At 35.4% G+C, this 12,762-nt stretch carries 13 protein-coding genes; 9 read left to right on the plus strand and 4 right to left on the minus strand.

All coding sequences use genetic code 11. From position 1 onward, the window contains the following. The first annotated feature begins 13 nt into the window (after positions 1 to 13). From pnuC to ACAM30_RS11030, 4 genes are all read left to right on the plus strand, one after another. Complete coding sequence (gene pnuC, locus ACAM30_RS11015) at positions 14 to 637, plus strand: nicotinamide riboside transporter PnuC (protein ID WP_369618537.1); 624 nt, start codon at positions 14 to 16, stop codon at positions 635 to 637. Further along, complete coding sequence (locus tag ACAM30_RS11020) at positions 598 to 2,712, plus strand: DUF4301 family protein (protein WP_369618538.1); 2,115 nt, start codon at positions 598 to 600, stop codon at positions 2,710 to 2,712. The genes pnuC and ACAM30_RS11020 overlap by 40 nt, the downstream gene beginning before the upstream one ends. Then, positions 2,712 to 3,116, plus strand: a complete 405-nt coding sequence (gene arfB, locus ACAM30_RS11025; RefSeq protein ID WP_369618539.1) for an alternative ribosome rescue aminoacyl-tRNA hydrolase ArfB — start codon at positions 2,712 to 2,714, stop codon at positions 3,114 to 3,116. Before ACAM30_RS11020 ends, arfB begins: the two co-directional genes overlap by 1 nt. Before the next feature lie 281 nt (positions 3,117 to 3,397). Continuing rightward, on the plus strand, positions 3,398 to 5,587 hold the full coding sequence (locus ACAM30_RS11030) for a TonB-dependent receptor (RefSeq protein ID WP_369618540.1): 2,190 nt from the start codon (positions 3,398 to 3,400) through the stop codon (positions 5,585 to 5,587). 71 nt (positions 5,588 to 5,658) lie between these two features. Here ACAM30_RS11030 and ACAM30_RS11035 read toward each other — a convergent pair whose 3' ends face one another. Then, positions 5,659 to 6,072 carry a Rieske (2Fe-2S) protein gene (locus ACAM30_RS11035; RefSeq protein WP_369618541.1) on the minus strand — a complete coding sequence of 138 codons (414 nt, stop codon included), beginning with the start codon at positions 6,070 to 6,072 and terminating at the stop codon, positions 5,659 to 5,661. 156 nt (positions 6,073 to 6,228) lie between these two features. Here ACAM30_RS11035 and greA point away from each other — a divergent pair, with 156 nt between their 5' ends. Then, a complete protein-coding gene (gene greA / locus ACAM30_RS11040) occupies positions 6,229 to 6,705 on the plus strand; it encodes a transcription elongation factor GreA (RefSeq protein WP_017497969.1) in 477 nt (158 codons plus the stop codon). 65 nt (positions 6,706 to 6,770) lie between these two features. Then, positions 6,771 to 7,160: an HIT family protein gene (locus ACAM30_RS11045; RefSeq protein WP_369618542.1), complete on the plus strand. Its 390-nt coding sequence runs from the start codon at positions 6,771 to 6,773 to the stop codon at positions 7,158 to 7,160. A gap of 193 nt (positions 7,161 to 7,353) precedes the next feature. Here the strand turns inward: ACAM30_RS11045 and ACAM30_RS11050 are convergent, their stop codons facing one another. Further along, positions 7,354 to 8,502 carry a PAS domain-containing sensor histidine kinase gene (locus ACAM30_RS11050; RefSeq protein WP_369618543.1) on the minus strand — a complete coding sequence of 383 codons (1,149 nt, stop codon included), beginning with the start codon at positions 8,500 to 8,502 and terminating at the stop codon, positions 7,354 to 7,356. Between the two features lie 160 nt (positions 8,503 to 8,662). Between ACAM30_RS11050 and ACAM30_RS11055 the strand changes: the two genes are divergently transcribed. The 3 genes from ACAM30_RS11055 to aat all read left to right on the plus strand — a co-directional run bounded on the left by ACAM30_RS11055 (position 8,663) and on the right by aat (position 10,750). Next, positions 8,663 to 9,538, plus strand: coding sequence for a flavin reductase family protein (locus tag ACAM30_RS11055; protein ID WP_369618544.1), 876 nt, complete (start codon positions 8,663 to 8,665; stop codon positions 9,536 to 9,538). 31 nt (positions 9,539 to 9,569) lie between these two features. Further along, positions 9,570 to 9,941 (plus strand): DUF3127 domain-containing protein, encoded by a 372-nt coding sequence (locus tag ACAM30_RS11060; protein ID WP_017497965.1) that lies wholly within the window; start codon positions 9,570 to 9,572, stop codon positions 9,939 to 9,941. A 170-nt stretch (positions 9,942 to 10,111) separates the two neighbouring features. Then, entirely contained in the window at positions 10,112 to 10,750 is a 639-nt protein-coding gene (aat, locus tag ACAM30_RS11065) for a leucyl/phenylalanyl-tRNA--protein transferase (protein ID WP_369618545.1), read from the plus strand. Positions 10,751 to 10,802: 52 nt separating this feature from the next. On the opposite strand, the gene ACAM30_RS11070 is transcribed toward aat, so the two are convergent. Together ACAM30_RS11070 and thiH are read right to left on the minus strand one after the other, a co-directional pair. Continuing rightward, on the minus strand, positions 10,803 to 11,513 hold the full coding sequence (locus ACAM30_RS11070) for a ThiF family adenylyltransferase (RefSeq protein ID WP_369618546.1): 711 nt from the start codon (positions 11,511 to 11,513) through the stop codon (positions 10,803 to 10,805). 68 nt (positions 11,514 to 11,581) lie between these two features. Further along, a complete protein-coding gene (thiH, locus tag ACAM30_RS11075) occupies positions 11,582 to 12,703 on the minus strand; it encodes a 2-iminoacetate synthase ThiH (RefSeq protein ID WP_369618547.1) in 1,122 nt (373 codons plus the stop codon). Between the last annotated feature and the right edge of the window lie 59 nt (positions 12,704 to 12,762).

The raw sequence follows: 12,762 nt of genomic DNA on the forward strand, positions 1-12,762 counted from the left end.
AACCTGCTCAATTATGATTGATTTTTTTCTGGACAGTTATAAGAACACTCCGTTATGGCATATTGGTCTGGAGTTTTTAGTTTTTATCTGTGGGATTTTGAGTGTTTGGTTTGCAAAAAAAGAAAACATCTGGGTTTACCCAACCGGATTAATTGCCACCGTAATATCAGTTTATCTGTTATATGTTGCAGGTTATATCGGAGATATGATCATCAATGGATATTTTTCTATTATGAGTATATACGGGTGGTATGTATGGGCAAAAGGAGGAACGGTTGAAGATAATCTGCCCATAACACGAACGAACAACAATGAAAAAATAATTGGATTTGTATTGTTTTTCATAACTGTTTTTGTAGTTTTCGGCATTTATAAATACTTTGATTACGAGATTAGAAACGACAATTATGTCGATATGATTTCATCTGGAATATTTTTTGCAGGAATGTGGTACATGGCGAAGAAAAAGATCGAGAACTGGACGCTTTGGATCATTGGTGATATTATTGTGGTGCCCCTTTATGCTTATCGCGGTTTAGGGATGTTGTCACTTCAGTATTTAATTTTTACAATTTTGGCTATTTCAGCTTATTTAGAATGGAGAAAAATCTTAGACAGCAAAAAACAGCTATCATAAAAATTGCTTTATTTGGTCCTGAAAGCACAGGAAAAACTACCTTGGCAAAACAACTTGCAGAATATTATGAAACCGAATGGGTTCCTGAGTTCGCACGCGATTATTTGCAGGAAAAATGGGAAGAGAATCAGCACATTTGTGTGGCCGATGATATGATGCCTATCGCATATGGACAAGTAGCTCTTGAAAATCAAAAGCTGGCTTTGTCAAGTAAGTACCTGTTTTGTGATACCAATTTAATGGTGACAAAGGTTTTCTCTGAAATGTATTATGGATTTTGTGACCCACTTTTAAACGAAGCAGCATTAGAGCATGAATACGATTTATTTTTCCTGACTGACATTGATGTCCCTTGGGAAAAAGACGATATCAGAGATACTCCTGAAGGGCGTGAAACCGTGTTTTCAGTCTTCAAACAGACTCTTATTGATACTAAAAAACCTTTTATTACCCTTTCCGGAGATAAAGAAAGCCGTCTGACTAAAGCAGTAGCAATCATAGAACAATTGGTTGCTGCAAAACAGCATGGTATTTCTTCCGAAGATTTCGTTCAGATCTATGAACATGGTATTTCTTTTGAAAAGATTTTACGGCAGCTGCAGATTTTCAAAAACGGAATAAACAAGTCTAATTTGGTTAGTCCGGCTGCAATTGCCAGTGGAATAGTAAGTTTGTCAGAAGTAGAATTTGAAGAGAAAGCAGCCTTTTTTGATCTTCAAAAATCAGAAATTAAACTGAAAAAGTTTGTCCCGGCTTCGGGTGCTGCCAGCAGAATGTTTAAATTCTTAAGTGCTTTTTTAAATGATTTTGACATTGAGAAAGAAACCATAAATGCTTATATCAATCGTAAAAACGACAAAGAGCTGTCGATTTTTATCGTAGCAATGGAGAAATTTCCGTTTTTTAAAACGGTTGATAAAAAACTAAAAGAAATTTATCCGGATTTTGAAGTTTTAGACAGAGATTATAAGAATTATTATTTTATAAAAACATTGTTATCTGTCGATCACTTTGATTTTGCGAATAAGCCAAAGGCAGTCTTACCTTTTCATCAATATAAAAGACATATTGCAAATCCAATTGAAGAACATTTGAACGAATGTGTTCATTACGCTTCTTCAAATCAGATTTCTAGTTTGCATTTTACTGTTTCAGAAGCACATCAAAGTTTGTTTGAGAATCAAATTAAGGTTCTTAAAGAAAAAATAGAGAAAGATTCGGGAGTTAAAATAGATATCTCTTATTCTTATCAAAACAAAAGTACCGATTCGATCTGTGTGGATGCTAAAAATAGCCCAATTCGGGACAAAAACAATAAATTAGTTTTTAGACCCGGAGGACATGGTGCGTTAATTGAGAATTTAAATGAACTTGATGCGGATGTCATTTTTGTCAAAAATATTGACAATGTCATTCAAAATCATATGGATCAGATTACATTGTATAAAAAAGCATTAGCCGGAACTTTAATTCAAATACAGCAAAAAGTTTTTGGTTATTTACATGCAATTGAAAAAGGAGAGATACAGGAAGAAGATCTTGAAGAAATCGTTGTTTTTCTATCAAAAAAACTTAATGTTGAGCTGAACAGTGATTATAGTAAATTTACTTTCGAGAATAAAATCAAAAGGATTAAAGATTTGTTGGACAGACCAATCCGTGTTTGTGGAATGGTGAAAAATGAAGGAGAACCCGGCGGCGGACCATTTTGGGTAATGAGCCCTAAAGGATCAGTTTCGTTGCAGATTGTAGAAGCCTCACAAATCGATCTGACAAACAAAAAACAACAGGAGATTTTGGCTTCGGCTACGCATTTTAATCCCGTCGATTTAGTTTGCGGAATCAAAAATTACAAAAATGAAAAGTTTGATTTATTGCAATTTGTAGATCAAAAGACTGGGTTTATTGTTGAGAAAAGTGTAGATGGCAAATTAGTAAAGAGTTACGAGCTTCCGGGACTTTGGAACGGAGCAATGGCCAACTGGCTAACTATTTTTGTGGCAGTACCTTTAATTACCTTTAATCCGGTAAAAACCGTAAACGATTTATTAAAAGCTGCACATCAGCCACAATAATGGATATCGAAAAAATCATATCAGAGTTAAGTTTTAAAGCTGTACGAAGCAGTGGTGCGGGTGGACAAAATGTAAACAAAGTGTCATCGAAAGTAGTGTTGACCTTTGATCTGAATGTGTCTCAGGCACTGTCTGAAGAAGAAAAACTGCTTTTACAAAAGAATATAGCAGCGCGTCTAACTACAGAAAATATCCTGATTTTAAATTGCGATGAAGACAGAAGTCAGCTTAAAAATAAAGACATTGTTATAAAACGCTTTTTAGAGATAATCAAAAAAGGACTGCATGTTCCAAAAGTTCGTAAAGCCACTAAAATTCCTAAATCGGTGATTAAAAAGCGAATCAGGGATAAAAAGAGCGTTTCAGAGATAAAACAATCCAGAAAGAAACCTAATTTGGATTAAATATCAACTCTTTAAATTCCAAATTCCAATTATAGCGTTTAGATTTCCCTGTCAAAAAATGGAATTTGGAATTTGAAAATTGGTTTTTTTAACATTACATTTGCATCGTCTCAAAGGGGTGCTCCAAATAACGAGCTGAGATCATACCCAAAGAACCTGAGCGAGTAATGTTGCTAAGGGAAAAACGACAAATTTTAGCGTGCACACTATATTTTGTCGTGAAACTTTTATTAATTTAACAAAAAGAATAATTCCCCCTTTTATTCGTAAATTTTTTACGGATGAAAACTTTTTTTTTAAGTACTAAGGTACTAATTCACAAAGGTTCTAAGATTCAAAAGTCGAGCAGAACCAAATCTATTTTCTTACTTCTTTTTTCTATTTTCTTTTCTCAATTTTCTTTCGCGCAAGAGCAGGATTCTACGAAAGTTAATAAACTGGATGATGTTCTAGTTTCGGCAGTTCGCGTTACTGCTAAAACTCCGGTAAGTTTCAGTAATCTGGATAAAAAGGATATTAAATTTAGAAATCTGGGTCAGGATATTCCAATTTTAATGAATTATCTGCCATCGGTTGTTACTACTTCTGACGCCGGGGGAGGAATAGGCTACACCGGAATCAGAGTACGTGGTAGCGATGCTACAAGAGTAAATGTAACGATTAACGGAATTCCTTATAATGATGCTGAAAGTCAGGGAACTTTTTGGGTAAATATGCCTGATTTTGCTTCTTCTGTTGAGAGTTTGCAATTGCAAAGAGGTGTTGGAACATCGACTAATGGCTCTTCTGCTTTTGGAGCCAGTTTGAATATGCTGACAGACAATTATGCTACAAAAGCGACCGGAGAAGTTTCAAGTTCTTATGGAAGTTTCAACTCCAATAAAAATACGGTAAAATTCAGTACAGGCTTACTCAACGATCATTTTGAGCTGGCAGGGCGTTTGTCTACCATTAAATCCGATGGTTATGTAGATCGCGCAAGTTCTGATTTAAAATCGTATTTTCTTCAGGGAACTTATGTTGGTAAAACGACTTTAATCAAGGCTCTGGTTTTTGGAGGAACCGAAAAAACATACCAGTCCTGGAATGGAATAGATGCTGAAAAACTAAATTCGGACCGTACTTATAATTCAGCCGGAAAATATAAAGATGAAGCAGGAAATACTCATTTTTACGATAATGAAACCGATAATTACAAACAAAACCATTATCAATTGCATTGGAGTGAATCGTTTTCTGATAAATGGAGCAGCAATTTAGCCCTTCATTATACTAAAGGACAAGGATACTACGAAAACTTCAAATACAATGAGCCAGTTAAAGGATATGGGGCGATTCAGCCTACTAAAATGGTAGAAAATGACCTTGGAGAATTAGTTCCGGGAACGGATCTAATTCGTCAGAAATGGCTAGACAACGACTTTTACGGGACAACTTTTTCTGTAAAATACAAAGAAGAGAAATTAGACGTAATCGTAGGCGGAGGCTGGAATAAATACGAGGGAGCTCATTTTGGTAAAGTAATCTGGGCCAGAAATTCTTCTCAGGCTCTGCCTGGAGATCATTACTATGATGATTTTTCGACCAAAACAGATGGGAATATCTTCGCGAAAGCCAATTATCAGTTAACAGAAAAACTTAGCTTTTATGGGGATTTACAATACAGAAATGTAACTTACAAGGCTAACGGAAAAGACACAGGATTAGTTGATGATAACTTCAATTTCTTTAACCCTAAAGCAGGTTTAAATTACGCAGTCAACTCAAAAAATACTTTTTACTTTTCATACGCAAGAGCGAATCGTGAACCTAACAGAACCGATTACGAAGGCGGGAATGTAAAGCCTGAAAAATTAAATGATTTTGAATTAGGTTGGAGATTCAATTCAGAGAAATTTCAATTGAATTCGAATGTCTATTATATGGCTTACAAAGATCAGTTGATTTTGACCGGAAGACTGGATGATGTTGGAGCTCCAATTCGTGCTAACACGGAGAAAAGTTACCGTCTAGGTTTAGAAGTTGATGCTACAATACAGCTTTCTGAAAAGTTTATCCTTAGACCTAATTTCACTTTAAGCAGTAATAAAAATATTGATTTAGCGGTTGAAGGGACACATTATGGAACAACCAATATCGCTTATTCTCCATCAGTTATCGCAGGAAATATTATTGTATATAGTCCAATCCAAAATCTGCACATTTCGCTATTGCAAAAGTTTGTAGGAGAACAATACATGAACAATATCGAATTACCAGCAGCGAAACTGGCAGATTATTTCGTAAACGATTTGAATGTGTCTTATGAAATCAAACCAAAATCAGTATTCAAATCTATTTTGATTACAGGTCTGGTAAACAATTTTCTGGATAAAAAATATGTTTCAAATGGAGCAATGTGGGATGTGTACCCTTACTACTATCCTCAGGCAGGAATTAATTTCTTAGCAGGATTGACATTGAAATTCTAGAAAAAAGTAAAATGTAAAAAGTAAAATGTAAACAAAAGCCTGAAAAGTTTTAATTTTCAGGCTTTTGTTTTTTAATTGTAAACGTGGATTATTGTTCCGGTAAATTCTACCCGATATTGTTTTAATGGATAATCTTTGCCTCCCAATCCGGTAAATAAGCTATAGGCTGTTTTGTCGCAGGAACAAACCGCATTTATACCATCGATTGTCATGGCAGTGCAGGAAGTTACGGGCTGATTTGGACAGGCAGCATCAAACGCATTGTAACCACTTCCGGTATTAAAAATGATAATTCCTTTTGCTCCGTAATTTGGAATAATCACACCATTACTTACAAATTTAAGATTGGAATAAGCAGGCAGATTAGTATCAACAGACAGGTTAACAGCATAACTAGGAATGTAAGGGTTTTTGTCGCGTCTACTATTTTCACTACAGGAGAAAAGCAGAGAAACAAAGACAATTAAGTGCCAGAATTTTTTCATTATTTGAATAAGAATTAGTGAAACAAAAATAAATTATTTACATTTGGATTCTATATGATTAACATATAATTATGTACTATTAAAAATAATAGTATATTTGTAATTAAGAAATCCCGTCCCGATGGGATTTTTTGTATTTATATAAACGACGAAGTTATGAGTAAAGTATCTTATTATACAGCAGAAGGATTAAAAAAATTAAAAGATGAGTTGGAGCATTTAAAAAGTGTAATGCGTCCAAAGGCATCTCAAGATATAGCAGAAGCAAGAGATAAAGGAGATTTGTCTGAAAATGCGGAGTATGATGCAGCAAAAGAAGCACAGGGTTTATTAGAAATGAGAATTGCTAAACTGGAAGAAGTGTATTCTAATGCAAGATTAATTGATGAATCACAATTAGATGTTTCGAAGGCGTTGGTTCTTTCTAATGTAAAAATTAAGAATCAAAGTAACGGAATGGAAATGAAATATACACTTGTTGCTGAAAGTGAAGCAGATTTAAAAACAGGAAAAATCTCTGTAACGTCTCCTATTGGAAAAGGGTTACTGGGGAAATCTGTTGGAGAAGTAGCTGAAATTACTGTTCCCAATGGAGTTTTGAAATTTGAGATTCTTGAAATTACCAGAGACTAATTTTTTACGTTTAACTGTTTAATCGTTAAATAGGTTAGACGATTTACCCCATAAACAAAGAAATAATGCCATCAATATTTACCAAAATAGTAAACGGAGAAATTCCTGCTTATAAAATTGCTGAAGATGATAATTATCTGGCTTTTTTAGATGTAAACCCAAATGCAAAAGGACACACACTTTGTATTCCGAAACAAGAAATCGACAAGATTTTTGATATGGAAGAGGAGTTGTATTTAGGATTAATGAAGTTTTCTAAAAAAGTTGCAGCAGCCTTGGAAAAAACGGTTCCTTGCAAGAGAGTTGGAGTGGCAGTTGTTGGTCTTGAAGTACCTCACGCACACGTACATTTGATTCCGTTAAACGAAATGGATGAAATGCGTTTTCATAACAAAGTAAAACTTTCTAAAGAAGAGTTTGAGGCTTTAGCTAAAGATATTCAGGCGAATTTATAAGCAAAAAAACAAAGGGTTCAACTGATCGAAAACAAACTGTCCAACTGAGTGAAGTCGAAGTTGAGGGTTGTTTGAAAATAAAAGAATCTCGACTCCGCTCGATTTGACAGTTGAAGTTTGGTTTAAAAAAAATGACTTCGCTCGGTTTGAAAGGTGAAATAAAATAGATTAAAGTGTAGTGAAAGTAATTTTACTACACTTTTTTATTTAGTAAAATCTGAAAAGTAGTTCCTTTTCCAATTTCAGATTGTAAAACTTTTATCTTTCCGTTATGATATTCCTCAACGATCCTTTTGGTTAAGGAAAGTCCAAGCCCCCAACCACGTTTTTTGGTTGTAAAACCGGGTTCGAAAATAGTTTTGAACTGCTTTTTAGAAATTCCAGTTCCGGAGTCTTTTACATTAATTTTGACATGATGTGCATCTTCTTCAATTAGAAGATCCAGCGTTCCTTTTCCTTTCATCGCATCAATCGCATTCTTAACTAAATTCTCAATAGTCCAGCTGTGGAGCGTTGGATTTATCATTGCCAAAATGCTTTGTTGAGGAGTTTGATAAGAGAAAGTAACCTGTTTCGAAAAACGGGATTGTAAATATTGGTATGTATTTAAAGTTTCGGCAACAATATCTTTTTCTTCTAAAACAGGAACCGATCCAATTTTAGAAAAACGGTCAGTGATAGTCTGTAAGCGTTCAATGTCTTTTTCAATTTCAAGAGTTATAGACGAATCAATTTCTTCTGCTTTTAAAATCTCAACCCAGCCAATTAAAGAGGATAAAGGTGTTCCGATTTGATGCGCCGTTTCTTTTGCCATTCCTGCCCAGAGTTTATTTTGGGTAGCCATTTTGGTGCTTCTGTAAAAATTATAAATCAAAGCCCCAAACAAAAAGATAATCAGCAATAAAGCGATGGGATAATATTTCAGCTTGTTTATCAATGCCGAATTTCCATAATACAATTCCTGATGTTTTCCAGGTGCATATTCAATAACGATAGGCTCGTTTTCGTTTTTCAGATTTTTAAGATAGGATAAGGTGCTTTCGTTATTTTGCAGTACTTCTTCCGGAACATTCACAGAACTAATCACTTTGTTATACATGGTAAGCATAACAGGAACCGAAGTATTGTTGTTGATGATTTCAAGCGGCAAATCTAAATTAGTATTTTCATCTGCATTGATCAGTGTCTTTTGCGCATTGGCCCAAAGATTCATCTTTAAGCGCTCTTCGTTTTTAAAGATTTGGAAAAAAGTATAAGTGTTCCAGAGAATCAGGGAAATGATTAAAAAGGAAATGGTAATAATGATCCAACGGGTTGTATTTCTTCTCTCAGAAAAAGACATAACTATTTTTTTGTGGTATAAATATAACGAAATATACACATTTAATATTTTGTGTAACGATAAAGATTTTTTTGTTTTAAAGTCGGAAACTATTTCTTTGGATTAAACGATTTTTCTATTTTTGTAGCTACGGAAATGAGATTCCTTTAAAAAGAAAAATATGATTAGTATTGATCCAAAAGAAATACCAACGGCCAAATTGCAAGGCTATTTACAAAGTGCTGTAGGGCCCAGACCAATTGCATTTGCAAGTACAATTAGTGCTAAGGGAATACCTAATTTGTCGCCTTTTAGTTTCTTTAATGTGTTCAGTGCCAATCCGCCAATTTTGGTTTTTTCGCCAGCGCGACGTGTACGTGATAATACCATTAAACACACCCTGATTAACGCTGAGGAAACTCGTGAAGTAGTTATAAATGTTGTGAATTATGATTTGGTACAGCAAACATCGTTAGCGAGTACTGAATACGGAGATGGTGTAAATGAATTTATAAAAGCCGGTTTGACGCAAGTTCCGTCTGATTTTGTAAAGCCTTACCGTGTAAAAGAGTCTCCGGTACAGTTTGAATGTAAAGTCACTCAGATTATTCCATTAGGAGATCAGGGTGGTGCGGGAAATCTGATTCTTTGTGAAGTGGTTAAACTTCACATTAGCGAAGCCATTTTAGATGAAAACGGAGCCATTGATCAGCATAAAATAGATTTGGTTTCAAGATTGGGCAGTAATTGGTACTCCCGATCGAATCAGGGACTTTTTGAAGTGCCAAAACCCTTGACCACTTTAGGAGTAGGAGTAGATGTAATTCCTGACTTTATTAAAGAAAGCCCTGTTTTTGATGGGAATGATCTGGGGAAATTAGGGAATATTGAAGCCTTGCCTACCACAGAAGAAGTTAGTATATTTGTGAAAGAAAATTTTTCGGTAAAAGGAGTTTTAAGCTCTGACGATCTTGAAAAAGTACATTTGGAAGCCAAAAAATACCTCAATAAAGATGATATTTTGTCGGCCTGGAAAGTACTTTTAGCAAAACAATAAGAATAGAAACAATAATTAATATAGAAAGAAGATGGAAGTTACAGGGAAAGTAAAAGTGGTGAACCCAGAGCAACAAGTTAGTGCTGCATTCAAAAAAAGAGAGTTGGTTGTTACCACAGATGAGCAATATCCACAGCATATTTTGATCGAATTTACGCAAGATAAATGCGATTTATTAAGTAGCTACAAACAAGGTGAGGCAGTAAAAGTTTCTATCAATTTAAGAGGAAGAGAATGGGTTAATCCACAAGGAGAAACCAGATATTTCAATAGTATTCAGGGTTGGAGAATCGAAAGACTGGCACCGGAAGGTCCTGGACAAACGCCTCCAATGCCAGCTGCAGAAGCTTTTGCACCTGCAACTAATTTAAACGAAGACGAACCGGACGATTTACCGTTCTAAGAAAGTTTAAATTTCAAAAATTAAATTCCAAATTCCAATTCGTAAATGTGCAATTGGGATTTGGAATTTATTTTTGTATGTAAATTTAGTGCAGTAGTTTGTTAGTTCTGAAAAAGGAAAGGTTGAAACTCAATCCTGGAATTTGGAATTTTATAATTGATTTTTTTTAAATGTATTACGTATTTAACGATTTGTTCTTTCCGCCCGTTTCAGAAGCCGATGAAGAAGGAATTCTCGCCATTGGCGGAGATTTAGATCCGGAAAGACTAAAGTTGGCTTATCAAAGCGGAATTTTTCCCTGGTTTAATGAAGGAGAGCCTATTCTTTGGTGGTCACCGGATCCCAGAATGGTTTTGTTTTTGGATGAACTGATCGTGTCAAAAAGTATGCGTAATGTTTTGAATAGAAAACAATTCAAGGTTACTTTTAATAAAAGTTTCAGAGAGGTGATTTCGAATTGCCAAAAAATAAAACGTGAAGGACAGGATGGAACCTGGATTTCAAACGAAATGATTGATGCTTATTGTAAGCTTAACGAGCAGGGAATCGCAAAATCTGTCGAGGTTTGGCAGGATGACGTTCTCGTTGGAGGCTTGTATGGGATCGATTTGGGTCATGTTTTTTGCGGCGAAAGTATGTTTTCGAAAGTATCAAATGCTTCAAAAGTAGCTTTCATAGCTTTGGTGAATTATTTAAAAGAAGGAAATTATAAACTCCTGGATTGTCAGGTCTACAACTCCCATTTAGAAAGTTTGGGCTGTCGTGAGATTGATCGCGAGGAGTTTATAGCGATCTTAAAAAAGGAGTGAAAGAGGTACACTTCATGTTGTGAAAAGGGCTTTTTAAAAACGAGATTGTTTGTTAGAAATTAAGTTTTGTAAAATTCCAGTTTATCGTATTAAAAAGCACCAGCTCATTGTTTAAAGTTGGTAATTCCAAAATTATTTTGAGGGTCTCATGTGCCATCATCGTACCCATAATTCCGGGTAATGTTCCTAAAACACCATTCAGATTACAATTCGGGACATCTTTCGGGTCCGGCATTTCGGGAAATAAATCACGTAAATTTTTACTGCCCTTGTGATTGAAAACGGAAATTTGTCCTTCAAACTTTAAGATGCTGCCATAAACCAGAGTTTTTTGCAGCGCCACACAGGTATCGTTAACCAAATAGCGTGTAGTAAAATTATCCGAACCATCGACCACAATATCATATTGTTCAATAACCTGTACGGCATTTTCCGGAGTTATTTTCTCGACTATAGCTTCGACTGTTATTAATGGATTGAGTTCTGAAACTGCTTCTTTTGCAACAACAGCTTTAAGTTGGCCAATTTCTTTTTCGGTATATAAAATTTGTCGGTGAAGATTATGAATCTCGATAGTGTCAAAGTCCATAATACCGATATAACCAACTCCTGCTGTGGCAATGTATTGTAAAATAGGACATCCTAAACCACCGGCACCAATTACTAGAACCCTTGCCTTTTTGAGTTTTTCCTGACCTTCGTCGCCAATTTCGGGAAGAATGGTTTGCCTGTTGTAACGTAAAAATTCCTGTATGATGCTCATTTTGGTGAAATGTGGTTCGTGAAATGTGAAATGTGAGATGTGGTTTGTGAAACCTGAAACCTGAAACTTTAAATTTGTTGACTAAAACTTTTATCCCAGTCTTTCCAGACAGGTTCGTAGCCTGAATTCGTTATAATTTGTGCAATTTCTTTGGCACAACGCTCGTCACTGATTTCAAATTGTTCCAGAGATTGCGGATCAACAACGTAGCCGCCGGGATTGGTTTTAGAGCCCGCGCTCATACTGGTCACACCAATAGGGATAATATTGTTTCTGAACTTCTCATTCTCACGTGTCGAGATTGAGATTTCCAAATCCTCATTCCATAGGCGATAGGCACAAATAAGCTGTGTCAAATTTTTGTCATCCATAATAAAATTAGGTTCAATAATGCCTTCTGCCGGGCGTAGTCTCGGAAAAGAAACCGAATATTTAGTCTGCCAGTATTTCTTTTGAAGATAATCCAGATGTAGCGCATTAAAAAAGCTATCGGTTCGCCAGTCTTCCAAGCCTAATAAAACCCCCAATCCCATCTTATGGATACCTGCTGTCCCAATACGATCGGGAGTTTCGAGTCTATAATCAAAGTTTGATTTTTTGCCTTTTGTATGGTATTTTTTATACACTTCCTGATGGTAGGTCTCCTGATATACCAAAACGGAATATACACCAGCCTGATGTAAACGTTCGTAATCTTCGGTTGAAAGCGGCTGGACTTCCACAGAAATAATGGAGAATTCTTTTCGTATTAAGGCAATTGCATTCAAAAAATAATTGATGTTGACGGTATAATTTGCTTCACCGGTCACCAATAAAACATGGTCAAAACCAATCTCTTTTAAAGCTTCTACCTCAATTTTTATCTCAGCATCAGTAAGGGTTTTTCGTTTGATTTTATTGTCCAAACTAAATCCGCAATATGTACAGATATTTTGGCATTCGTTGCTTAGATATAAAGGAGCGTACATTTGTATGGTTTTTCCAAAACGCTTTTTGGTAATTTCATGGCATTTTTGTGCCATCTGCTCCAGATAATTTTGTGCAGAAGGAGAAATCAGAGTCAAAAAATCATCGAGGGTGTATTTGGCTTTGGCCAAAGTCCGCTCGACATCTTTCGATGTAATTTGATAGATTCTGGATTGAATATCATCCCAATTATAGTTTTCAAAAACAGATTTAAATGTTTTCATAGTTTTTAACCGCAAAGTGCGCGGAGTTTTACGCAAGGTTCACAAAGCTTGGTGTTCTT

The sequence above is a fragment of the Flavobacterium sp. CFS9 genome (assembly GCF_041154745.1).
GTDB lineage: Bacteria > Bacteroidota > Bacteroidia > Flavobacteriales > Flavobacteriaceae > Flavobacterium.